Annotated in this window: 20 protein-coding genes and 1 pseudogene; 11 read left to right on the top strand and 10 right to left on the bottom strand. The window is 70.7% G+C overall.

The window, feature by feature from the left end; translation table 11 throughout:
• Positions 1-18: 18 nt before the first annotated feature.
• Positions 19-1,233 carry an alpha/beta hydrolase family protein gene (locus H4687_RS02275; RefSeq protein WP_046912965.1) on the bottom strand — a complete coding sequence of 405 codons (1,215 nt, stop codon included), beginning with the start codon at positions 1,231-1,233 and terminating at the stop codon, positions 19-21.
• A gap of 841 nt (positions 1,234-2,074) precedes the next feature.
• On the opposite strand from H4687_RS02275, the gene H4687_RS02270 reads away from it, so the two are divergent.
• A complete protein-coding gene (locus H4687_RS02270; protein WP_225966563.1) occupies positions 2,075-2,764 on the top strand; it encodes a hypothetical protein in 690 nt (229 codons plus the stop codon).
• 578 nt (positions 2,765-3,342) lie between these two features.
• On the opposite strand, the gene H4687_RS02265 is transcribed toward H4687_RS02270, so the two are convergent.
• Positions 3,343-3,990, bottom strand: coding sequence for a hypothetical protein (locus H4687_RS02265; protein WP_046912963.1), 648 nt, complete (start codon positions 3,988-3,990; stop codon positions 3,343-3,345).
• Between the two features lie 1,367 nt (positions 3,991-5,357).
• On the opposite strand from H4687_RS02265, the gene H4687_RS02260 reads away from it, so the two are divergent.
• From H4687_RS02260 to H4687_RS02235, 6 genes are all read left to right on the top strand, one after another.
• A complete protein-coding gene (locus tag H4687_RS02260) occupies positions 5,358-5,693 on the top strand; it encodes a helix-turn-helix domain-containing protein (protein ID WP_046912962.1) in 336 nt (111 codons plus the stop codon).
• Between the two features lie 741 nt (positions 5,694-6,434).
• Complete coding sequence (locus H4687_RS02255; protein ID WP_020114795.1) at positions 6,435-6,638, top strand: cold-shock protein; 204 nt, start codon at positions 6,435-6,437, stop codon at positions 6,636-6,638.
• 323 nt (positions 6,639-6,961) lie between these two features.
• Positions 6,962-8,473 carry a DEAD/DEAH box helicase gene (locus H4687_RS02250; RefSeq protein WP_046912961.1) on the top strand — a complete coding sequence of 504 codons (1,512 nt, stop codon included), beginning with the start codon at positions 6,962-6,964 and terminating at the stop codon, positions 8,471-8,473.
• A gap of 52 nt (positions 8,474-8,525) precedes the next feature.
• Positions 8,526-8,933: a CBS domain-containing protein gene (locus tag H4687_RS02245; RefSeq protein WP_046912960.1), complete on the top strand. Its 408-nt coding sequence runs from the start codon at positions 8,526-8,528 to the stop codon at positions 8,931-8,933.
• Between the two features lie 52 nt (positions 8,934-8,985).
• A complete protein-coding gene (locus H4687_RS02240) occupies positions 8,986-9,297 on the top strand; it encodes an SCO5918 family protein (protein WP_046912959.1) in 312 nt (103 codons plus the stop codon).
• A 194-nt stretch (positions 9,298-9,491) separates the two neighbouring features.
• Positions 9,492-10,103 carry a hypothetical protein gene (locus H4687_RS02235; protein WP_050398139.1) on the top strand — a complete coding sequence of 204 codons (612 nt, stop codon included), beginning with the start codon at positions 9,492-9,494 and terminating at the stop codon, positions 10,101-10,103.
• A gap of 194 nt (positions 10,104-10,297) precedes the next feature.
• On the opposite strand, the gene H4687_RS02230 is transcribed toward H4687_RS02235, so the two are convergent.
• On the bottom strand, positions 10,298-11,275 hold the full coding sequence (locus H4687_RS02230; protein ID WP_050398140.1) for an alpha/beta fold hydrolase: 978 nt from the start codon (positions 11,273-11,275) through the stop codon (positions 10,298-10,300).
• 40 nt (positions 11,276-11,315) lie between these two features.
• Between H4687_RS02230 and H4687_RS46070 the strand changes: the two are divergent.
• Positions 11,316-11,501: pseudogene (locus H4687_RS46070) on the top strand (ATP-binding protein); the annotation flags it as partial.
• A gap of 2 nt (positions 11,502-11,503) precedes the next feature.
• On the opposite strand, the gene H4687_RS02225 reads toward H4687_RS46070, so the two are convergent.
• The 4 genes from H4687_RS02225 to H4687_RS02210 form a co-directional block, all read right to left on the bottom strand.
• On the bottom strand, positions 11,504-12,130 hold the full coding sequence (locus H4687_RS02225) for a cysteine hydrolase family protein (protein WP_225966561.1): 627 nt from the start codon (positions 12,128-12,130) through the stop codon (positions 11,504-11,506).
• 619 nt (positions 12,131-12,749) lie between these two features.
• Positions 12,750-13,625 carry a CPBP family intramembrane glutamic endopeptidase gene (locus H4687_RS02220; RefSeq protein WP_046912957.1) on the bottom strand — a complete coding sequence of 292 codons (876 nt, stop codon included), beginning with the start codon at positions 13,623-13,625 and terminating at the stop codon, positions 12,750-12,752.
• A 180-nt stretch (positions 13,626-13,805) separates the two neighbouring features.
• Complete coding sequence (locus H4687_RS02215; RefSeq protein ID WP_046912956.1) at positions 13,806-14,465, bottom strand: response regulator transcription factor; 660 nt, start codon at positions 14,463-14,465, stop codon at positions 13,806-13,808.
• Between the two features lie 65 nt (positions 14,466-14,530).
• Entirely contained in the window at positions 14,531-15,856 is a 1,326-nt protein-coding gene (locus tag H4687_RS02210) for a sensor histidine kinase (protein WP_225966560.1), read from the bottom strand.
• Between the two features lie 188 nt (positions 15,857-16,044).
• On the opposite strand from H4687_RS02210, the gene H4687_RS02205 reads away from it, so the two are divergent.
• The 3 genes from H4687_RS02205 to H4687_RS02195 are packed head-to-tail and all read left to right on the top strand — an operon-like array spanning position 16,045 to position 19,613.
• Complete coding sequence (locus H4687_RS02205; RefSeq protein WP_225966559.1) at positions 16,045-16,293, top strand: hypothetical protein; 249 nt, start codon at positions 16,045-16,047, stop codon at positions 16,291-16,293.
• Positions 16,290-17,051, top strand: a complete 762-nt coding sequence (locus H4687_RS02200; protein WP_046917310.1) for an ABC transporter ATP-binding protein — start codon at positions 16,290-16,292, stop codon at positions 17,049-17,051. Before H4687_RS02205 ends, H4687_RS02200 begins: the two co-directional genes overlap by 4 nt.
• 3 nt (positions 17,052-17,054) lie before the next feature.
• Positions 17,055-19,613, top strand: coding sequence for an ABC transporter permease (locus H4687_RS02195; protein ID WP_046917311.1), 2,559 nt, complete (start codon positions 17,055-17,057; stop codon positions 19,611-19,613).
• Positions 19,614-19,756: 143 nt separating this feature from the next.
• Here H4687_RS02195 and H4687_RS47325 read toward each other — a convergent pair whose 3' ends face one another.
• The 3 genes from H4687_RS47325 to H4687_RS02185 all read right to left on the bottom strand — a co-directional run bounded on the left by H4687_RS47325 (position 19,757) and on the right by H4687_RS02185 (position 21,771).
• Complete coding sequence (locus H4687_RS47325) at positions 19,757-19,882, bottom strand: hypothetical protein (RefSeq protein WP_257035288.1); 126 nt, start codon at positions 19,880-19,882, stop codon at positions 19,757-19,759.
• A gap of 156 nt (positions 19,883-20,038) precedes the next feature.
• Positions 20,039-20,908 carry an LLM class flavin-dependent oxidoreductase gene (locus H4687_RS02190; RefSeq protein ID WP_225966558.1) on the bottom strand — a complete coding sequence of 290 codons (870 nt, stop codon included), beginning with the start codon at positions 20,906-20,908 and terminating at the stop codon, positions 20,039-20,041.
• Positions 20,909-20,913: 5 nt separating this feature from the next.
• Complete coding sequence (locus tag H4687_RS02185) at positions 20,914-21,771, bottom strand: alpha/beta fold hydrolase (RefSeq protein ID WP_046917317.1); 858 nt, start codon at positions 21,769-21,771, stop codon at positions 20,914-20,916.
• Between the last annotated feature and the right edge of the window lie 321 nt (positions 21,772-22,092).

The raw sequence follows: 22,092 nt of genomic DNA, 5'->3' as shown, positions 1-22,092 counted from the left end.
GTCGCGGGTCGCAGGCACTCATGGAAGGAACGCCACGGCCGGAAAGTCTGAGGACGGCCCGTCGAGCAGGTGTCCCCGACGGTGGCGCAGGTGCTCGTCGAAGAACGCGAGCGGGTACGACTGCTGGATCTTCACCGCCTGGTCAGGATCGAGGGTGCCGATCACGCCCTGGAGCTGTTGTGCGCTCCATCCGAGTAGCCTTGCCACCTGTGGGAAGAGCGCCTCGTTGTCGCCGTACGAGATGTGGGCGGCGCCCTGGGCCTGGATGTTCAGCCGCCAGGCCTGTAGATGCGACCAGAACGCGGCGACCTCGGGATCCGTGGCCCGGGTGAACTTGGCGGACATCATCATGAACGGCCGGTCCAGGTCGCCGTCCAGCGGCGGGTTCATCTGCATCGGGCCGTCGAGGCTCAGCCCGGCCTGGATCCGCTCGTCCGCGAGCATGGCGCAGGCGGTGGCCGTACCGCCCTTCGACCAGCCGAACGCACCCATGCGCCGCGGGTCGAGGGAGCCGAGCAGCCCGGCCGGCAGCTCCCGTCGGCCGACGTCCGGATTGCACCCGGCGGCGAGCTGCTCGACGCTGTCAAGAACGAAGCGCAGGTCCTCGGCAAAGTCCCCGGGCAGTGTCGGCGCCGTCGGGTCGTAGAGCGGGACGACGACCCGGCCGTCGGGGAACTCGGTGTACGTGTCGTACTGGTGAGCCACCGTCACCGCCGCGTATCCGTGGCTTGCGAGCTCCTGGACCATGACGGTGTGGTCGCCCTGGTGGCTGTGCGCGCCGTGCGAGAACACGACGACGGGCAGCCGCCGACCCGACCGCCGCACCGGAGCGCCCACGTGGCCGGCCGTGAGCGGCGCCAGGGGGACCAGGTCGCTGAGCCCCGCGTCGGCGAGGAACGCCTGAAGGGCGCCGGCCGGCATCCAGGGGGCCACCGGGTACCGCTCGACGTCCCGGGCGGGGTACCAGACGGTGGCCACCAGCTCCCGGAAGTGCCCGGGTCCCGCGATGTCGTCGGGGCGCGACCGGTCGACGAGGTGCAGTTGGACCGTGCCCACCGGGTGCGGCCCGGTGGGCTCAGGCAGCGAGAGCCGCGTCGGAGCAGAGGCGGGGGTGCCCGCCCACGCGGGCCCGGCGACGGCGGCAAGCGGCGCGACGGTCCCGGCCGCCAGCGCGGCCCCCAGCATGCGGCGGCGCGTCATGCCTTTCCGGCTGATGAACGGCGTGGTGTTCATGGTCCCCTCCCGTGGTCACGAATCGTCAATCGTGCCGGGACGGCCGGTCCGTGGGCACAGGGCGACGCTGTCATCTGCCCACCCCGGCGGCATCAGCCGACCGATTGATCACTCGCGCGACATCGGCCCACAGGTCTACATCCTCGGGCCGATGCGGTCTGCGGCCGACCTCCCGGCGCCAGGTCAGCGGCTGGCTCACCGCACCACAGCGGAGGGAAGGCCACCGACTGCACCTGCAGCGGAACATCCGCCATCGCCCGCCCAGTCGACCGCGACAGCACCAATCCGCCGAACACCTCCGTCACCTCCGTCACCTCCGTTTCGCGACGTCCGGGCACGCAGCCGCGCCGACGGCAGCGGGAGAGGGTCATTTCGCCAGGCACGGGCGCAGGCAGAAGCGCTCGACCGCAGTGCGCGGCTCTCATGAGCCACCGGCCGGCGCCGCCGCGCGGGCGTCAGCAGGCCTGTATCACTGCGGCGCGCAGTTCGCGCACACCACACCCGCGGGTGCCGGTCGGCGATTTCGGCGACGATGTGGCGGATCGCGGGCCGGTCGCGGACTGCGCCGGGACTGGCCCTGTGGGCGGCCAGGAGGGTGTGGGCGGTCTGCTCGGGCCGTTGCCCGGCGGGATCGTCGCCGTCCAGTACGCGGCTGAAGCCGCTTGGCCGGCTCCGTCCGCTTCGCTGGGCAGGGTCCGGGAGTTACGGAACAGGGACAACTCGGTGCAACCGTCCCCCACCCATCCGCGTCTCCGGTCCTGCCCAGCGGGAATGCCGGGCCATGGTGCGACGGGAGTGACGAGTGAACCGATCCAGGGGATGGGCGAGACGGGTGTCCCAGATGGCTGCCGCAGGGCTGGTCGCGGGGCTGGTCGTGGCCTGCGGGCCGAAGGACTCGGCTGCGGGGGAAGCCGCCGTGAGCGGGAAGCCGGAGAAGACGTCGAAGCCGGCGACCGCCGCACCGGCGAAGACGCCCGACAGCCCGGCGAAGACACCCGGCACCCCCACCACGCCTCCGTCCCTGAAGCCGAGCGGTACGGCGGCCGGCGGCGCCAAGGCTCTGACCTGCGAGCAGCTGCGGAACGCGTCGCTGGACGGCGGAGGGCTGGAGGGATACGGCATCTCGGGTGCTGCCCTCAGCGCAGGGCGCTGGGAGGGCGCGGACGGTGTAGTGATCGAGTTGCAACCGCAGTGCGCGATCGGTGACATCACCGGGGACAGTGCGCCCGACGCCGTGGGAGCCCTGAAGATCTCGACCGGCGGCACCGGAAAGTTCTACACGCTGGTGACCTGGCGCAACGACGGCGGCACCCCCGTCCCCGCAGCCGCCGCCGAGCTCGGCGACCGTACGCCTGTGGTCTCCATCGACTTCCCGTCCGGCGGGGCACCACGACAGGTGACCGTCGTCTACCGCACCCGCGGCGATGACGATCCGGCAGCCGTCGTCACCCTCACCCGTACCGCTGTGTACGAGGTCAGCGAGCCCACCATGGTGGAACTGCACCACAGCGACGCCCCGTACACGCCGTAACCGGCGACAACCTGGACCGGCGGGTACCGCTCAGGGCCGAGTTAGACGAGAGAGACCCGGAAGGGGCCCGACTGGGCCCTCAACGGGCGACAACCTCCGCGCGGCGAACACCGACTCCAGCGCGGCCCTGCGCCGCTGGTACGGCCACCCGGTCGTGTCCGTCCCGGACAGCCGAAGGAGCATCGCACGCGACGAAGTGGGCCAGCCACTCCTCCGCTGCCCCGTCCGCCCTGGTACCGCGCCGGGCAAGCTGGTTCCGCAACCGTTCGAACGCGAGGTGGCCTGCGGTATCCCATACGATCAGCTTGCCGTCCAGCGCGGTCACGTCCCGGCATCTGCGCGGCGCCGGCCACGATTTGCTGGGCTGATGACCAGCGGCGCGGAGGTGAAGTACCACTCCGCTCCGGACGGCAAGGTGCTCTCCGTCGCGGTCGGCAGGAGCGGGCAGGTGCTGGCCAACGATGAGCTGCCCGCCATGAGGCGCTCACAGAACACGCCCGGTTCAGTTTCTTCCGGCATCCGGCATCCGGCATCCGGCATCCGGCATCCGGCATCCGGCCGGGAGGCGGGCGGGAATCCTACCGCCGCCGGTTCCGGGGCATCAGGCCCGCGTGGCGGGCGAGTTCGTCCTCCGATCCGGTGCCTCGGCGCTTGCCCGGCGTGGAGCGGACGACGTAGCGAAAGGGCAGCCCGCCAGGTTCGGCGATCATGCCGCCGAACCTGGTGTCGCCGGCGAACCACACCCGGTCTGCCGGGCGGGGTCCCCCGGGGCGGGGGCCGTCCCAGCCGTCCGCCGGGACGGGGAACGAGCAGTGGCTCTGGCCGTCCGGCTGGAGCAGCACCACCCGTCCATCCCTTCCCCAACGGCGGCCCTGGACCCGCTCGCCCTCGGCGGCGACCACCCGGACCTCCTGCGTCCGCACGGGCCAGACCTGCCAACCGTAGGTGGACATCACCAGCCGCTCCCGGCGTCGCGCCCGGCGCCACAGCAGCGTCAGGCCTGCCGTGACGGCGATGACGGGGACCAGGAAGGCGGCGGTGACCAAACCGGGGGCGGAGAGGGGGCCGGCCAGGGAGAGGACTGCCGCCAACAGCAGCACTTCGGCGGCCGATGCGAGGATGCCCCACCGGAGGCCGCGCTCACGCCGCCGCAGGACGTCCTCGACGCCCGGGGTGTCCACCGCCGCTCCCGGCAGCACCTCGTAGCCGTACTCCGCAGCGATCATCACGCTTCCCCTCCCGCAATGGCCGTGGTGCGGCGGCTCGCCGGCCGTCGCCAAGGCATTGGGCGGCGGCTCGCGGGTCCCACCGCGACCAGAGCCTACTGGCCGCGCCCGCGGGTCCGGCCCGCGCACGTGAATGAACTGGTATGCCACTGGCGCCCGCCCGACGGGGAGTACGTCGGGAGCGGGATGAAGCCCCGGGCCTGCGGGACGTGATCGCGGGGGTCCGGGAAGATCGATCACAGGCTGTCACTGATGTGCGGGTTTCGCCGCCGTGGCGCAGGGCGTCGGTGACGCGTTCGGAGACGACCAGGATCACGGAGTCGGCGTTTCCGGGTGCGATTTCCTGCTGCTCGGGGGCTTTCAGGAGTGCCAGGGGCATCGCGTGCGGCGGCTTCGGCGGTCGCGGAACACTCGGCTACGGCGCTGACGCTCACGTCTCCATCCGGTCACCCGGGTCTTGGATCGTCGATGGCCGGTCCGCCTGCACGGCGCCACCCCTGCCCGGCCTCGGACCGCGCTGGGCCCGTCTCAACGTGCGGCGCCGATCGCGAGTGAGGCCCGAGGGGGTGTTGCGACCCGCGACGAGGCGCAGGTGCGCTGACCGGGGCGGCTGCCCAGCCGCAGGGGCCAGGTGTCTGTTGTTCGCTGTTCCGTTCGTGGGCGACTACCTCGCAGTCAGGCTCATGAAAATCTGTATTGGCCGGAGTAGACATTGGTCGATGAGCCGGTTATGGTTTCTCTCGTAGCCGAGATCAAGAGGGCCCGGCAGAGATGAACTGCCTGGCAGCAGTACGTAGTTGCAAGTGCAGGACGGTGCGGCGGTGGAGTTCCGGAGCCAGGGTTGTTGCAGGACGGTGACGGGACTGACGGCCGGACCGGGTGGCCCGCAGTGATCAGGGGCCGCCACGAGCGGGACCGCAGTACCCGCAGTGCAGTTTTTCGAGTGGTACCCCGGTAAAGGCGTCTGACTGCGGGCGCGCGTACCGGGAGGTTCGGCAGTGGGGTTCTAAGCCAGAGCAGACGCAGGACGGGCGACGGGGCTGGCTGTCGAAGAGTGGCGCTCCGACAGGCCACCAGCAGTACCGCAGTACTGGTTTGGCAAGTGAGTGATCAGAGGAAGAACGGAGGAGCCCAGCGCCATCAGGATCGCCCGGACGAGCAGTGGGTCCGGGTACCGCAGGACATCGATAGTGAGGTGGTCTCCGGTCACGCATCCGCGATCCCCGCATCCCCGGCAGCGTTCAGGCCGGGCTCGCGGAAACAGAAGGCCGGCGCATTACTGGGGCCGGCAGATGGTGTAGCAGTTCCTTCGGGGCCCTGGTGCAAGATGGCACCAGGGCCCCTCCACGTGTCCACAGAGAGGTGCGATGACAGCAGACGATTTCTTCGGCCGTCTTGATGACGACGACTATCCCGCCTACACCATGGGCCGGGCCGCCGAGATGCTCGGCACCACCCAGAGCTTCCTCCGCGCCATCGGCGAAGCCCGCCTCATCACCCCGCTGCGCTCCGCGGGCGGACACCGCCGCTACTCCCGCTACCAGCTGCGCATCGCCGCCCGCGCCCGCGAACTCGTCGACCAGGGCACCCCCATCGAGGCAGCCTGCCGCATCATCATCCTCGAAGACCAACTTCAAGAAGCCCAGCGCATCAACGCCGAGCACCGCCGCGCCGCCGAAGCGTCCAAACCACCCGCAGCCTGAGACAGCGGGATCATCGCCTCGGATGACAGGGTTTACGGCGAGTGGCACCTGCGTCAGATGTGGTGGTGCGGAGGTTCTCCAGCACCTACGTCGTCGGCGTGGGCGTTCTGCCGTGCTGCTGGACCAGGCGGTCACCTCCGCCTTGGCAGCGACGACGCTGCGGTCCCTGTCGTCTGCGTGCTGATCGCTGGCGGCCACGGTGTGGCTCGGAAGAGACAGGCGCGCCGGGCCGGGAGAGTAGCACTGCGAGGTCGTGGCTACGGGCGGCGTGGGGAAGTAGACGTTCAGGCACTCGTCCAGGCTTGGAGGAGGGCTGTCCGTCCAGCAGGGTCGTCCGACCTGCGGTCTGAGCGCAGGACGTGCCAGGCCGTGAGTTCGAGATCGCGGAGCCACCATCTCCGATGAGCTGCGCGCTCTTTTGAGCGCTCCACGGTGCCGCTGTTGCTGAAACGCTGCGCTTCGGGTCGGTCAATATCTATATCCGCGACGTGAGGGTTTGGCACATGGCGCGGAAAGTGTTTTTGCTGCTATAGACAGGGCGGGGTCGCTTACAGCACCCGGCTCGCCATCTCATGCTACTGTCGATCTCAGTTGCAGTTGTGGTTCCCAAAATCTGCGTCGGAATTTTTCGCCACTGGCGTCTTTTTCGTATGGCCGGTTGTTTCCGGACGGGGCATCATCGCGGCGACCTGGTATCCGTGCATCGCGGGTCCCGGCGTACTGCCCAAGAGGAGACATGACATGGCGTCAGGCACGGTGAAGTGGTTCAACGCGGCCAAGGGATTCGGCTTTATCGAGCAGGACGGTGGGGGAGCGGACGTGTTCGCCCACTTCTCGAACATCGCCGCCCAGGGCTTCCGTGAGCTGCTCGAAGGCCAGAAGGTCACTTTCGACATCGCGGCGGGCCAGAAGGGCCCGACGGCCGAGAACATCGTCATCGCCTGACGTTGGCGCGCGCTTCGTAGCTGGGGCCCGCATCCCTCGGGGTGCGGGCCCCAGCTACGGACATGTGCCGCAGTGGTGCGACCTGCGGGACGAGAAGCGTCCCTGGTCCCTCGTCCAGGGACGCGCCTGGTCCAAGATGCAACCGGTAGGCATCCGGAATGTCACGTCCATGTGGTGCCGGAAATTCCGTTGATGCAATCCGCGCCAGATCTACCGCACCCCTCATTCTTTTTCGCATTCTATTCGGTCCGTGCTTGTGATTCCCTGCGCTGCTTCTGTTGCGGGAATTCCTTGATGCGTGCCGTATCAAGGAAGGGTTCTCGATGAACTCCGCACGTACGAATTCCCGTTCTTCCCGCCGCAGCCGTGGTGACGGCACCGCTTTCGGCGCCGGCGCCGGTTCGAGGCGGGGCGGCCGTTTCGGATCGTCCACCCCGAGCCGTTCTGGGGGGCCGAGCCGTTCGAGCGGCTACGGCCGGCGGCCCGCAGTCGTCCAGGGCGAGTTCGCCCTGCCGGAGACGATCACTCCCGCACTCCCCGCGGTGGAAACCTTCGCCGACCTCGACATGCCCAAGCAGCTGCTGGCGGCGCTGACCGCCCAAGGCGTGAGCGTCCCGTTCCCGATCCAAGGCGCGACCCTGCCCAACACTCTCGCGGGCCGCGACGCCCTGGGACGCGGGCGCACCGGCTCCGGCAAGACCCTCGCTTTCGGTTTGGCCTTGCTGGCCCGCACCGCCGGACAGCGCGCCGAGCCCCGCCAGCCGCTGGCCCTGGTCCTCGTGCCCACGCGTGAACTGGCCCAGCAGGTGACCGACGCGCTCACCCCCTACGCCCGCTCGGTGCAGCTGCGTCTCGCCACGGTCGTGGGAGGAATGTCGATCGGCAGGCAGGCCAATGCGCTGCGCAGTGGAGCCGAGGTCGTCGTCGCGACGCCGGGCCGTCTCAAGGACCTCATCGACCGCGGGGAATGCCGACTGAACCAGGTCGCGATCACCGTCCTGGACGAGGCGGACCAGATGGCCGACATGGGCTTCATGCCCCAGGTCACCGCGCTCCTGGACCAGGTCCGCCCCGAGGGCCAGCGGATGCTGTTCTCCGCCACCCTCGACCGTAACGTCGACCGCCTGGTCCGCCGCTATCTCGTCGACCCGGTCGTCCACTCCGTCGACCCGTCCGCGGGTGCGGTCAGCACGATGGAGCACCACGTGCTGCACGTCCACGGCGCGGACAAGCAATGGACGACGACGCAGATCGCGGCACGCGAAGGCCGGGTGATCATGTTCCTGGACACCAAGCACGCCGTCGACCGTCTGACGCAGGACCTGCTGAACAGCGGAGTGCGGGCCGCCGCCCTGCACGGCGGCAAATCGCAGCCGCAGCGCACCCGCACCCTGACCCAGTTCAAGTCCGGGCACGTCACCGTGCTCGTGGCCACGAACGTCGCGGCCCGCGGCATCCACGTCGACAACCTCGACCTCGTCGTCAACGTCGACCCGCCGACCGACCACAAGGACTACCTGCACCGCGGTGGCCGCACCGCGCGCGCCGGCGAGTCCGGCAGCGTCGTCACCCTGGTCACCCCCAACCAGCGCCGCGACATGACCCGCCTCATGACCGCCGCCGGCATCTCGCCCCAGACCACCCAGGTCCGCTCCGGCGAGGAGGCACTCGGCCGGATCACCGGCGCCCGGACACCCTCCGGTATCCCGGTGACGATCACCGCGCCGGTCGCCGAGCGGCGGCAGCGCAGCACGTCGTCCTCACGCGGCCGACGCAGCACCGCCTCGGCCGCCCGGCGCAGGACCCAGCAGTCCTCGTTCGACCCGGCGGCGTGAAGACTTCGCGTTCAGGTTCAGGAAACCGGCCCACCTCTGTAGGAGGCACGTTTTGACGATGGTTCAGATGCAGCTTCGTTCGACGGGCGCCGCCGCCCCCGTGCTCCGGACGGTGGCAGACGCCATGGAAACCGCCGGACCGCAGGCCTGTGACGACATGACCGTAGAGGTGGCCCTGTCCGTCATGGCGAGCGTCCGCTCCGGGCATCTGCTCGTCTGCGACGACGACGGCGTGTGCACCGGACTTGTCACCCGGGCCCAGCTCACCGCGGTCCGCGACAGCTCCGTGTATACGGACCGGGTCCAGCTGCGGGACATCCTCGTCGACCCGGGGCCCTTCGCCTCCCCCGTGACCACGATGGCCGAAGCCGAGCACGCGATGCGCTACCGCCGCCTCGATGCCCTGCCCGTGGTGGACGAACACGGCAACGCCCTGGGCGTCCTCGCCCTGGCACGCTGACCGCCTCGACCGCGTCAGAACCATTCCCTCGTTCTTCTCCCTGTGAGGCATCATGCGCTGTGTCATCGCCCGCTTCCCCTTCGACCTCACCAAGAGCGGCGTCCTGGAATCGATGAAGGGCGTCAAGCCCGAGGAAGTCATCGGGGCGTCCGTGACCATCGGTCGTCGCACCTACCCCGTCAAGCAGGTCGGGCAGGTCGTCACCCGCCAGGACCGCCGCGACTTCAGCGCCGACGAGGTCCTGCGAGCCATGGCCCAGCTCGGCTTCACCTGCCGCGACCTCTCCCGAGCTGCCGCACCCGAGCGCATTCTCAGCCCGTTGCAACAGGCCTCCGCCATGCTCGGAGCCCCCGCGGCAGTCTGACCGACGGGCAGGCGTGAGCCGCTGTCGCCCAGAACTGGCGGCCACCCCGCGCAGGTCACGTCTGTCGGGATCGTTCAGTACACCCGCAATGCTGCGGACGGGAGGCATGACGCCGGCCGTGGACAGAAGATCGGCGTCATCAACGCCTTCTGCCGCAACCAGCCACACAACAAGTGCCCCGCACGGATGAGCCAGTGATCGATTCCGAAGACCGGGAGCAGCAGGCGGCCGTCAGCCGCCTGCTGCTGTACTACCTCAACGCGCCCATCGCTGAGGGCTGCCGCCTGCGCGGGGTCCTGCCCGCCCCAGGCGCCGTCCGGATCGCCGTCCTTGCCGCAGACGACGAGGACGGCGCGACCTTCCTGTACGAGATCCCGAACGACACCGTCGCGCCCTACTACATCCCCGGCATCCTTCGCACCGTCCTGGCCGGCACCCAGCTCCACAGCAGCAGCGACATCAGCGAAGCCATCGGGATGACGGTCATCCGCCTCCGTCCCGCGGAGCTCACCCCGGACCCAGAACCCGAACACGGCCTGGCACTCACCGTCCTGCGCGCCCTGTCGAACCCCGATGACGAGGAGAACCCCTTCCTGATCGGGTTTCTGCTCCTGGGCCCCAGCCTGCTGCGCCTGTACGTGCAGCGTCCTGATCTCCCCGGCATCATCGGCGTTGACACCCGCCTCACGGGTACGCCCACCGCGCTGGTCGCCTCTCTGCCGAGCCTCATCAGAGAAAAGCAGTACCAGTGTCCGTCCCCCGAGGACCCGCACTGCGATCTCCTCGTGGACCTGACCGGCTGGTAGAACATCCGAACCGCGCCTGGCAGGTGACGTCTCCTGCCAGGACCGGCCGTGTGCAGCCATGGACTCCGTCGTCCATGGCGTCGGCAAGGGCGAGGCCGGACCTGCGTCGACGTTCTGCGCGTCTGCCTTCAACTCCCTTTCACCGCGGACCCGGGCAACGACCCCGCACATCAGGAGCAAAGGCTCAGGGCGAGTCAGGTCATGTAGAGGGGCTCGGCGGTCGGCGGGGTGAGGGTCGGTGACACTCGCTCGACGCTGCGGCAGTAGGGCAGGCCGTCGAGCGGCTGGCCTGCCAGGAATCGGGTGATCAAGTCGGCCGTCTCTGCGGTCCGCTCCAGGATGAGCATGTGGTCGGCGTCGCGGATCTCGGCGTACCAGCTGTCGGCACACGCCGCTGCCATCTGGCGGCACAGCTCCGGAGTGGTGAACGAGTCGTATTCGCCGGTCACGGTCAGGACCGGAGCGCGCGGCGGCTGGCTGGTGTCGAGGGCCTGATGGGTGAGCAGGCGCAGGGTGTTGGTGTACATCTGGTGCGCCTCCGCTTCGGAGAGGTTGGCGATGCGGCGCAGCAGCAGTGTTCGGACGCGGGTGCCGTTGGGGATGTCCGCGAGGCGCTCTGGGGTCATGAGGAGGTCGACCGTGGCGTGCGCGTACGTCTCCATGTGTCCGGCGGCCAGGTACTTCAGAGTGCGGCGCATCGCGGCCTGCGCGTGGTCGGGGATGGCCGTCATCGTGCCGACCAGGACCACGCGTCCGACCCGGTCGGGGTAACGCCGGGCGATCTCGTAGGCGATGGCGCTTCCGTAGGAACCGGCCAGCACATTGACCAGGCGGGTACCGTACTCGTCGAGCATGTGGCAGACGGCGTCGGCAAGGAAATCGACGCCGTAGGTCTCGGGCAGCAGGTCGGCGGCTCCCCAGCCGGGCGGGTCGACGGTGAACACGTCCATGCTCTTGAGGAACACCTCCTCGCAGCGTCCCCAGGATTCCTTTCGCTGGAACGCCCCACCGATGAGCAGTACGGGCGGGAAGCACGGCGCGGAGGCGGCGCGGACCGTACGTGATTCGCAGGAGAAGCCCTGCCACTGATGTGTCCGCACCAGTGCCTCGCCCGGTGACGGGGCGGTCTCGGCGGGCTGAGGCGTCTTGAGCGGGGTGCCGGGGAGAATCACGCGAGGTGAACGATCTTCGGGGTCTGGAGTCACGACCCCGAACAGCGTCGCCATCGCCTCGAACGAAAGATTCAGCGGCTGGACCAAGACCTTCGCCGATCCCCGGCTTGGTGCCGGCATCGTCGACCGGCTCTCCGTCGGCGGCAACCTGATCCAGACCGGCACCGACTCCTACCGTCTCGCTATCGCCCAAGCCCGGACAGCAGCACGGAACGCCGCCGGCTGACTTCACCCGGGCGGTGAGAGGCGATGCTGTCTTGCCCCGCACGCGTGAGTCCGGACGGCCTCCCGCTGTCGCGGTGCTATGGCTTTGAGCCAGTCCTCTACGGCGACGACATCTGCCCACTGCGGGAACAGCTTTTCGGTGAGCATCCGGTGCACCTCGGGGTCGGTGTCGAGGCAGGCATCCGTCAGGACGGTGAGGCCGAAGTCCAGGTCGATGGCGCGCCACAGGGTGGACAGCACTACAGCGCTGGTGGCGATGCCGGTGAGAACGAGGCTGTCGATGTCGCGAGCCCTGAGTACCAGGTCGAGGTCGCTGCCCGAGAACGCGCTCCCGCGCCTCTTGGTCACCACCACGTCGCCCTGCTGGGGCGCAACGTCGTCGTGAATCTCGGTGCCAGGGGCGCCCTCGGTGAACAGACCGGCCCGCACGGCGTTTGTCATCGCCCTGTTGCGAGGGCTGACTTCAGGATCGCCCGGCCGTAACCCCATCACCACGTAGATCACGGGGATGCCGGCAGCCCGGGCACCGTCGATCGCTCTGCGCAGGCGTGGCAGATATCCGGAACCGTCGTCGGCGATGGCCACGACATCACGTTGGATGTCCATCACCAGAAGCGCGCTCTTGGCCATGTTTGCCGTCCCTTCTCCTTCGGGAAACAAGGGCAAGTCTGGTGGATCAACCGAACTACGGTGGAGGTTTCGGAGATCCCCATCAGCGTCGCGCCGCAGTGCGCCCATGAACCGGTGTCAGTTCGCGTCGACATTTTCTTGCCCTGTGATCACCAAGTGCTGTCCAAACTCGGCGATAAGCGCTGTCGCCCGTCAGTTACGAAGCCGGCTCAGGGACGCCTCGCTCGCCAGGAGTGCCCGAGACCTGACGCGTCAACACTCGACGCCCCGAAGCCGAATGCCGACAGCGGGGCGTCGATACGAGCGGTCGGCGAGCGTCACGCGTCCATCTCCTGCGGCCGGCCGGACTGCGCCAACCTCGGCTACATCGTCGACGAGACGGTCTACCACCCGGATGACGCGTTGCATGTCCCCGACCAGACGATCGAGACGCTTCTGGTTCCGGCCCAGGGATCGTGGATGAAGATGGCGGAGGCCTTGACAGAGGCAAGCCGACGGTCAGGTCGCCGAACCGCCGTGTGGACGGGGGAGGGAGACGGGGCCGGGGGTGAGGTCATGAAGAAAAGGGCCTCCTCGTGGTGAGGAGGCCTTCGAGGACGTCGGGTGGCGTGGTGTCAGGTCAGCGCAGGCCCAGGCGTCCGCGGGTCGCCAGCAGGATGACCGCCGCCGCCAGCGTCGCGGCGATCAGGAAAGCGTAGGTCGTGGTCTCGATCTCCGCCGACGGGAACATGTCCGACCACGCGAGGGAGAAGTAGTTGTTCACGCTGGTGTGCAGCAGCATGACGAGCGGCATGCTCTCGCGGGAGCGGTTGAAGACCCAGGTCATCACGAAGCTGAACGCGAGCGTCGTGCCCATGAAGGCGAGGGGGCGGGAGGGGTCGACGTCCGGGCCGCCGCCCCATTCGGTGAGGAACAGCGGCAGGTGCCAGGAGCCCCACAGCACACCCACGACCAGGGTGGCGACCAGCGGACCGAAGCGGCGCTGCATGTGCGGCATCGCGTACTCGCGCCACCCCGGCTCCTCGGCCAGACCCGTGGTGATCATCTGCATGATCAGGCCGGGGACGTACGCGGCGAACACGGCGGCAGACGGCATCACCGGATTCTGGTCGGTCAGCGCGGCGCTGGTGACCGTCAGCGCGGCCGGCACCGAGAGCGCCACGACCAGGAACCAGCGCCAGCTCACCCTCAGCTTCGTCATCCGGCCCCGCCACGCCCGCAGTCCGGCGCGCCCCTCGGTGGTGGCGGTGACCAGCAGCGCCGAACCGATCGGGCCGAGGTAGGCACCGGGCAGGACGCCGAGGAGCTGACTGCCGAGCGCGCCGCCCGGGAAGGTCCAATGCCACAGGCCGACACCGTTGGCGGAGAGAATGTACGGCGTCCAGGCCAGCCAGCTCAGCCCCAGGGCCAGCGCGAAGAACCAGGTGAGGGGCCGGCGGCGGATGGCCGAGTGGCGTGGTGCCGAGGCCTGCTGGGGGTGGCTCGTGAGCGTCACCGGGGGTGCCCTTTCGGGGAGGCCGAGCGGCGGCTCGGCAGCGGCTGAGCGGCCTTCGAGCGCCGCCCTTTGTGATGCCGCAAGCACACCAGCGCCGAGCTCTCCGATCACTGCCGCGCACACCCCAACCCCGGGTACAGCAGGCTGTACCAGCCCGTGCCGCCCCCCCCGTGTCCCGTACTACCCCCGTCGCCTCGCGTCCCGCAGGTAGTGCAGGACCGCCGCCACCCGGCGGTCCACCTGGTCGGCCGGGGACAGGTCGAGCTTGGCGAAGATGCTGCGGATGTGCTTGTGGACCGCGCCGTCCGTGACCACGAGGCGCTCCGCGATCGCGCTGTTGCCGAGACCCTCGGCCATCAGGGCGAGGACGTCACGTTCGCGCGGGCTGAGCCGTTCCAGCCGGGTGTCCTGGCGGGAGCGGGTGAACAACTGGGCGACGACTTCGGGGTCGATGGCGGTACCGCCGGACGCCACCCGGTGCAGCGCGTCGAGGAACTCCTCGACCCGGCCGACGCGTTCCTTGAGCAGATAGCCCAGTCCCTCCACCCCGCCGGTGAGCAGGTCGGTGGCGAAGCTCTGTTCCACGTAGGCGGACAGGACGAGCACGGCCAGGTCGGGGCGGCGGCGCCGGGCCTGAACCGCCGCGCGGATTCCCTCGTCGGTGTGCGTGGGCGGCATCCTTACGTCGAGGATCGCGACGTCGGGTTTGTGCTCCTCGATGGCGTCCAGGGCCTCTTCGGCCGTCCCGGTCTTCGCCACCACGTCGAGGCCCTCGGCACCCAGCAGCAGGGCGAGACCCTCGCGCAGCAACGGGTCGTCCTCGGCCATCACTATGCGCATGTCGGTAACCAACTCATCTGTCGTACAGGGCGGTTCGGTGGACCGGCCCCGCGGCTTCCGGAACGTCACGTGCCGCAGGGCAGGTCCACGTCGAGTACCGTCGGCCCACCCGCCGGGCTGGTCACGCGGAGCGTACCGTCATGGGCCGCCACCCTGCGGCGGATGCCGGTCAGTCCGGAGCCGCCCTCCTCGTCGGCGCCGCCCCGCCCGTCGTCCTCGATCCGCAGATGCAGCCGTCCGCCCCGCGCCCGCACGGTGACCGCCGCCGCGTTCGCCCCGCTGTGCTTGGCGATGTTCGTCAGCGCCTCCGCGACCACGAAGTACGCCGTGGCCTCCACGGACGCCGCACACCGCTGCGGTGCCTGCACGTCCGTCCGGCACGGCACCGCGCACTCGGCTGCCAGGCCCGACAGCGCCCCCGCCAGCCCCCGGTCGGACAGCACCGGCGGGAGGATCGAGCGGGAGACCGCGCGCAGTTCGGCCAGCGCCTGCTCGGCGGCGTTCTGGGCGCGTTCGAGGAGCTCGTCGGCGCACTCGGGATCCCGGACGGCCATCCGCCGGGCGGCGCCGAGCAGGACCGTCACCGTGACGATCCGGTTCTGCGTCCCGTCGTGCAACGACCGCTCGATGCGCCGCAGTTCGCTGGCGTGGGCGTCGAGCGCGGCGGCCCGGGTCGCGGTCAGCTCGGCCACCCGCAGGGACAGGTCGGTGTCCGGGCCGGCCCTCAGCAGCGTCCGTGCGGGGCGGGCCTGGAGGCGGGCCATGCCCGGTGTCAGACCCAGGATGACGGCGATCCAGCCGACGCCGACCAGGCTCACCGCCAGCGCCTGTGTCCAGGTGTGCGCCACGCCGAAGCCGAAGGACGTGCTGCTGGTGTCCGGCGGCATGAACGGCCACACCAGGGGGTAGAGGGTGTCCCGGAACGCGGCCAGCGGCAGCCACACCCCGAGCAGCCCCAGCAGGAACCCGAGGCTGGCGTGGCGCAGTGCCCAGCGCAGCTCGCGCCGGGTGGTGGGGTGGGCGAGGGCGGCCCGTGGCGCGGTCGGCGGCGGGGTGGGGGCGGCGATCTCGGGCCCCCAGCGGGCCAGCCGCTCCCGTTCGCGGTCGGCCAGGGCGTGCAGGGCCCGGACGACGGCCGGCACCAGGAGCAGGCCCACCCCGGCCGGCGCGGTCACCGCGGCGACGGCCGCCAGCACCAGCACGCCCAGCGCCATCGCCGCCGTCCCGAGCCCGCCGACGAGCTGCCCGAGCGCGGCACCGGAGGTCCGCAGGGCCTGGACGGCGACCTCCCGCGGACGCTCGGCGGTGGGGCCGGCGTCAGCGGTGCCGGTGGGGTCCGCAGTGCCGGTCGGGTCGGCGTCCGCAGTGCCGGTGGGGTCGGTCGTCGTCATGCTCACTCCGCTCCTGATGTGTGCCAACGACCCTAGGGGCAGGGTCACTTCGCCGTGAGGTACAGCAGGCTGTACCACCGACCCGGCTGCTGGTGGGATCGGCCGAGGGGGGTCGCGGTCCGTAGCGTCGCAGACATCAGCCGGGACGCCGGCCGAGACATCAGCCCAAGTCCCCGCCGAAGGAGCCCATGATGGCGACCACCGACCCCTACCGACTGAGCGTCCACGACGCGCATCACGACGCCCCCGCCCCGGCCGTCACCCGCGGCGAGGCCACCCGCGTCCTGCTGTGGCTGGTCCTGGTGATCAGCGCGGTCGCCAACATGGTCGCCTCCTACGCCGCCGTCGGTGTCGCAGTGAATCTCGCCAGCGGCGGGGTCACCGCCCTCGCCGCCACCGTCCTCGTCGTACGCCGTCTCAAGGGCGGCCGCCGGTGAACCTCGCGACCAGTGCCGTACGGGCCACCGCGCCCGCGCCTGCCCCCGCCATCGCGCTGGAGCGGCTCACCAAGACCTACCCGGGCGATGTGAAGGCCCTCGACGAGGTGTCTCTGACCGTCCGGCCCGGCACCTTCCTGGCCGTGATGGGCCCCTCGGGCTCCGGGAAGAGCACCCTGATGCACTGCGCGGCCGGGCTGGACTCGCCGACCTCGGGCAGCGTCCGCATCGACGGCCATGAGATCGCCGGTCTGAGCGAGACCCGCCGTACCGAACTACGGCGCGAGCGCGTCGGGTTCGTGTTCCAGGCCTACAACCTGATCCCGTCCCTCACCATCGAGGACAACATCACGCTGCCGCTGCGGCTGGCCGGCCGAGCCCCGGACCGGGAGTGGATCGCGGCGCTGGTGGAGCGCGTCGGCCTGGCCGGCCGGCTCGGCCGGCGCCCCGCCGAACTCTCCGGCGGACAGCAGCAACGCGCCGCTGTGGTACGGGCGTTGGCGGCCCGTCCGGCCGTCGTGTTCGCCGACGAGCCGACCGGAGCGCTGGATCTGCGCAGCGCGCACGAGGTGCTGGAGCTGCTGCGCGCCCTGGTCGACGAACTGGGCCAGACGGTGGTGATGGTGACCCACGACCCGGCCGCCGCGGCCCGCGCCCACCAGGCGCTGGTGATGGCCGACGGCCGGGTCGTCGATGCCCTCGACCACCCCACCGCGCCCCAACTGGCCGAGCGACTCGTCGCGTTGGGAGAGCGCTGACCCATGTCCGAGCACTTCCGCACCCCTTCCCGCCTCCCCCTCTTCCCGATCGCCCTGCGTATGGCCGCGCACCGGATCTCCGCGCTGCTCGCCGTGGTGTGCGCGGTACTCGGCGGGGCCGCCCTGATCACCGGCACCGGTGTGCTGGCCGAGTCCGGGCTGCGCTCACAGCTGCCGCCCGGCCGCCTCGGCGGCGCGGACATCGTCGTCGCGGCCGATCAGGAGTACCACCCGGACGGCGACCTGCCGCTCGCCCTGCCCGAGCGCGCCCGCGTCCCGTCGTCGCTGACCGACCGGCTCTCGGGCCTGCCCGGGGTGACGGCCGTGGTCGGCGACCTCGGCTTCCCGGCCGCGCTGGTCGACGTCGGGGGAGGGGTCGTAGCGACCGCCGACGACCCCGCGGCGGCCGGACACGGCTGGTCCTCCACCCAACTGCTGGCCCGCCCGCGCGTCACCGGCCGCGCGCCGGCCGGCGCGGACGAGATCGCCGTCCCCGCCGCGACCGGTCTGCGCACCGGGGACCGGGTCCAGGTCGTGGCGGGCGGCCGTCCCGCCGTGCGCTATCGCGTCGCCGCGGTGGTCGACGCACCGGGCGCGGGCGTGTACTTCGCCGACGCCACGGCCCTGCGCCTCGCGGGCCGCGACAGCGCACACCGCTACGACCTGATCGGCCTGCGCACCGCACCCGGAACCGGCGAGCGGGTCGCCGACGCGGTACGCGACCGGCTGGCCGGTACCGGGCTGACCGTCCGCACCGGCGCGGACATCGGCGAGAGCGTGGCACCGGGCGTCGGCACGGCCCGCTCGCTACTGATCCTCCTCGCCGGTTCGCTCGGCGGGATCGTGCTGCTGATCACCGGGTTCGTCACGGCGGGCGCGCTGGGTGTGTCGATCGCAGGGCAGCGCCGCGACCTGGCGCTGATGCGGGCGGTCGGGGCGACCCCGCGGCAGATCCGCCGGCTGGCCGCCGCGCAGTCCACCGTGGTGGCGGCCGTGGCCCTGGCCCCCGGAGTGGCCCTCGGCTACCTCCTGGCGGGCCGCTTCCACGACATGCTCGCCGACCGAGGCGTCCTGCCCCCCGAACTTCCGCTGACCGTCGGCCCGTTGCCCGCCGCCGCCACGCTCCTCCTGCTCGCGCTGACCGTCCAGGTCTCCGCCCGGGGCGCGGCCTGGCGCACCTCCCGGATGCCCGCGACGGAGGCCGTCGCGGAGTCCCGCAGCGAACCGCGCAAGCCCTCCAAGGGCCGTACCCTCACCGGGGCTCTGCTGATCGCCGCCGCGTGCGCGCTGTCCGTCACCCCGCTGCTGACCCGCACGGTGATCGGCGCGTCGGCGACCTCCATCGCCGGGATCGTCGCCGCGATCGGCCTGGCCCTGTGCGGCCCGGCCCTCGTCCGCACGGTCGGGGCGGCCGCCGTACGCCGGCTGCGGCCCACGGCGCCCGCGCCGACCTGGCTCGCCCTCGCCAACGTGCGGGCGTACGCGCTGCGGGTCGCCGCAGTGGTCAGCCCGCTGGCGATGGCGGTCGTGTTCGTCCTGACCTACACCCTCGCGCAGAGCACCGTCCTCGCGGCGACCGCGCAGGACACCCGCACCGGCACGCTCGCCCAGTACCGGCTGAGCGCACCGGCCCTCGGCGGCCTGCCGGCCGGCACACGGGACGCCGTACGCAAGCTGCCCGGAGTGCGCTCCGCCGCACCCGTCGGCTCGACGACCGTCGTCTGGCCGTACGAGATGTTCGGCGAACCGGATGTGGAGTCGGTACCGGCGCTGATCGCCACGCCGGACGCGGCCGGGGTCCTCGACCTCGGGGTGCGCGAGGGCGCTCTGACCGGTCTGAAAGGCGCCACGGTCGCCGTGAGCAGCGAGGTCGCCGGTTCGCGGGACGCCGGACTCGGCCGACGGATCCGGCTGGTCCTCGGCGACGGCACACGGACCGAGGCGCGGGTGGCGGCCGTCTACGACCGGGGCCTCGGCTTCGGCTCACTGATCGTCTCCGGGGACCTCGTGGCCGGCCACACCACCTCCGGCCTCACCCAGAGCCTCCTCGTCCGCACCGACGGCACGGCGACGGCGGCACGCGCACTGGCCGATCTGACGGCCTCCCGCCCGGGCCTGGCCCTGGAGAACACCTCCCAGACGACCTCCGGCGGCAAGCAGGACACCCCGCCCGAGGTGTGGATCAACCTCGCGACGATCGTCGTACTCCTCGGCTACCTCCTCCTCAGCATCGCCAACAAGCTGGTCGCGGCCACGGCCCAGCGCCGCACCGAGATCGCCGCCCTGCGGCTGGTCGGCACGACGCCGCGGCAGATCCGGGCGATGATGCGCCGCGAGGCGGCCGTGGTCGCCACGGCGGCGCTCGTCTCCGGCCTGCTCCTCTCCGCCCTGCCCCTCGCCCTCCTCGGCCAGGGCTTCCTGGACCGCCCCTGGCCGGCAGGCCCGGCCTGGCTGCTCCCCGCGGTCGCGGCGACGATCGTGACGACGGCCTTCCTCACGATCGAACTCCCCACCCGCCAGGCCCTGCGCACGGCCCCGGCGGACGCGATCCGGGCGACGTGAGGATCCACCCGGCATCGCCGCCGCTTATGAATTCCGCGGCGGACAGGACGATGCCGGGTGAGCGCATGCAGTGCGCCAGGGCGACCGGCAGGCACACCGACGGCGGTGCACAACGACGGGCGTCAGGCGTCCACTTCACGAGGTCAAGGACAAACACGGCGGGCGCGCACCGGGTGGATGTAGAGGGAGGGCGCCTCCACCGCGCCCTCGACCTCGACCGCCGTCTGTCCGGTGGGGTCGTCACCGGCCGTGGCATGGGTATGGTCCATTCCACGCCCTGACCCCCCACCTCACCGGGTCAGGCTCGGCACCACCACCGTCCTGTCGACCGACGACCCGATCCGGGTGTTCCAGCAGCTCGCCACCACCCACCTCCCTCGCTCCCGGACGCATCGAAGGGGTCGCCGGACGCGGCTCATCCACGATCACGTTCCCGCTGTTCGACCATGACGAGCACGACTACGACGTGCTGTACGCCTCGAAACAGCGATATTGACGGGGCCGTCACGGACCACGCCTCGTACCTGATCCAGTGACACTCTTTCCGGGTCGAACTCCGCCAGCCACCAGGTGGCGCCCGCCGCGGCGTAGGGCGACGGGTCGGTGTCGGGTGGGAGGGGGACGGCGATGTCGAACGGGGTCGTCTCTTGCCGGCGGAGATCGGTGAGGGTGTTGGCGACGTCGGCGAGTTGGTCGGGATGTTCGAGATTGACCGGGAAGAACCCGTCGTGCCGGGCGGCGCGGCGGATCGGTTTGACGTTGCCGGGGAATCCCGCGGCCCATACCGGCACGCCGGGGAGCTGAACCGGTCGGGGAAGGAAGGAGACGCCGTCGACGGTGTAGTGCCGGCCGTGGTGGTGCACCGGCTGGCCGGACCACGCGGCGGTGAGGATCTCCAGTGACTCGTCGAGCATCCGGCCCCGCCGCCGGTCGTCGATCTCCTCGCCGGTTGCGCTCAGCTCGCCGGCGAAGCCTTCGCTGCCGAGTCCGACGCCGAGCGTGAGGCGTCCGCCGCTGAGCCGGTCCAATGTCGCGGTCTCCTTGGCGACCTTGGCCGGTCGGCGGCGTGCGAGGGGGGTGACCATGGGGCCGAACCGGAGGCGTTCGGTGGCGGTGGCGATCGCAGCCAGCGTGATCCACGGGTCGGCCACCCGCCGTACTGGAGCCCGCCAGCGCAGGTGGTCCCATACGAACACGCCGTCCCACCCGGTCTCCTCCGCCTCGGCAGCCAGCCGGGCGACCGCCATCGAGTCGGCGAGATCGTCGAAGAGCGGCAGCCAGAGGGCAGAACGCAATCGGGTCAATCTTGCCCCCTTTCCGTGTGCTGGAGCAGCGCCGGGACGAACGTGTCCCACAGTGGCCTCGGCAGGTCGTGTCCGGCCCCTTTCAGAACCAGCAGTTCGGCGCCGGGAATCGCCTCGTGCAGCGCATGTCCGTGGGGGAGGGGACAGACCGGGTCGTGGTCGCCGTGCACCACGAGAGTCGGCGCCTTGATGGAGGTGAAGTCGCGGGACGATCCCTCGAAGGACAACGTGTAGTGGTTGACGAGGGTGGCCGCGATGTCGCGGGTGCGAGCCACGTCCTGCTCGACCAGCACGCGGGTGGCGGTTTCGTCGAAGTAGGGCGAGCCGCCCGAGCACGCCTTCGCCGAGGCTACGACGAAGTCCACCACGGCGCCGGAGTCGGTGGGGTCCGGGTTGTCGGGGATTCCGCTGGTGAGCTCGTCCGACGACGGTGGGAGGCCGTCCTCGCCCGTGGAGGTGGAGACGAAGGTCAGCGATTCCACCCGGTCGGGGTGGTCCACCCCGATGATGAGCCCGATGCCGCCTGACATGGACCGGCATGCAACGTGCGCGCGTTCGACATGCAGGGCGTCCAGGATGCCGAGAGCGTCCCCGGCCAGGTCGGTGAACGCGTAGCCGGGTCTGCCCGGCGGGTAGCTGGTGGACCTCCCGGTGTCCCGGTTGTCGTAGCGGATCACGAACCGGCCGCCACGCGCGATCCGCTCGCACAGCTCGGTTTCCCACCACAGCATCGAGGCGCTCGCACCGTCGATCAGCAGGACGGCCGGGTGCGTCGAGTGCCCGAAGGTCTCGACGCACAGTTCGGCATCGTTGATCTTGAGGAGCTTTTCGCCGTTCGACAGGTGATTGGTCATGGGCACCACGCTAGATTCATCGGAACATCATGAAAAGCGATGATTACCGATCAACTTGATCGCCTATGGCGATTTTGAAAGCGTTGAGGGGGCGGTATCGACGTCGAGTCGGGGTATCTCGCCTCGGTGGCAGCCGCGGAGGGCGAGGGCTCGCTCGGGCGCTCCGACCGCGTGGGCTCGGATGCACCCGCGAAGGCTGTCAGCCGGTGCCTGTCGACCGGCCGGGCGGACCGAAGCCGGTGCGCATCACCGAGTTGTGCGGTCGCGCCCGCACACGGGCAGGATCCGCCAGCGACGAACCACATGGCGACTGCGGAGGGC

This window comes from Streptomyces stelliscabiei (genome assembly GCF_014873495.1).
Taxonomy (GTDB): domain Bacteria; phylum Actinomycetota; class Actinomycetes; order Streptomycetales; family Streptomycetaceae; genus Streptomyces; species Streptomyces bottropensis.
This window is presented reverse-complemented; position numbering and strand designations above follow the sequence as displayed.

Coding starts and splice junctions, on each gene's coding strand:
- H4687_RS02240 (WP_046912959.1), top strand. CDS start 8,986: ATGCGCTGTGTCATCGCCCGCTTCCCCTTCGACCTCACCAAGAGCGGC.
- H4687_RS02265 (WP_046912963.1), bottom strand. CDS start 3,990: ATGATCGCTGCGGAGTACGGCTACGAGGTGCTGCCGGGAGCGGCGGTG.
- H4687_RS02195 (WP_046917311.1), top strand. CDS start 17,055: ATGTCCGAGCACTTCCGCACCCCTTCCCGCCTCCCCCTCTTCCCGATC.
- H4687_RS02270 (WP_225966563.1), top strand. CDS start 2,075: ATGGCTGCCGCAGGGCTGGTCGCGGGGCTGGTCGTGGCCTGCGGGCCG.
- H4687_RS02255 (WP_020114795.1), top strand. CDS start 6,435: ATGGCGTCAGGCACGGTGAAGTGGTTCAACGCGGCCAAGGGATTCGGC.
- H4687_RS02260 (WP_046912962.1), top strand. CDS start 5,358: ATGACAGCAGACGATTTCTTCGGCCGTCTTGATGACGACGACTATCCC.
- H4687_RS02210 (WP_225966560.1), bottom strand. CDS start 15,856: ATGACGACGACCGACCCCACCGGCACTGCGGACGCCGACCCGACCGGC.
- H4687_RS02205 (WP_225966559.1), top strand. CDS start 16,045: ATGATGGCGACCACCGACCCCTACCGACTGAGCGTCCACGACGCGCAT.
- H4687_RS02225 (WP_225966561.1), bottom strand. CDS start 12,130: ATGGCCAAGAGCGCGCTTCTGGTGATGGACATCCAACGTGATGTCGTG.
- H4687_RS47325 (WP_257035288.1), bottom strand. CDS start 19,882: ATGGACCATACCCATGCCACGGCCGGTGACGACCCCACCGGACAGACG.
- H4687_RS02215 (WP_046912956.1), bottom strand. CDS start 14,465: ATGCGCATAGTGATGGCCGAGGACGACCCGTTGCTGCGCGAGGGTCTC.
- H4687_RS02250 (WP_046912961.1), top strand. CDS start 6,962: ATGAACTCCGCACGTACGAATTCCCGTTCTTCCCGCCGCAGCCGTGGT.
- H4687_RS02275 (WP_046912965.1), bottom strand. CDS start 1,233: ATGAACACCACGCCGTTCATCAGCCGGAAAGGCATGACGCGCCGCCGC.
- H4687_RS02185 (WP_046917317.1), bottom strand. CDS start 21,771: ATGACCAATCACCTGTCGAACGGCGAAAAGCTCCTCAAGATCAACGAT.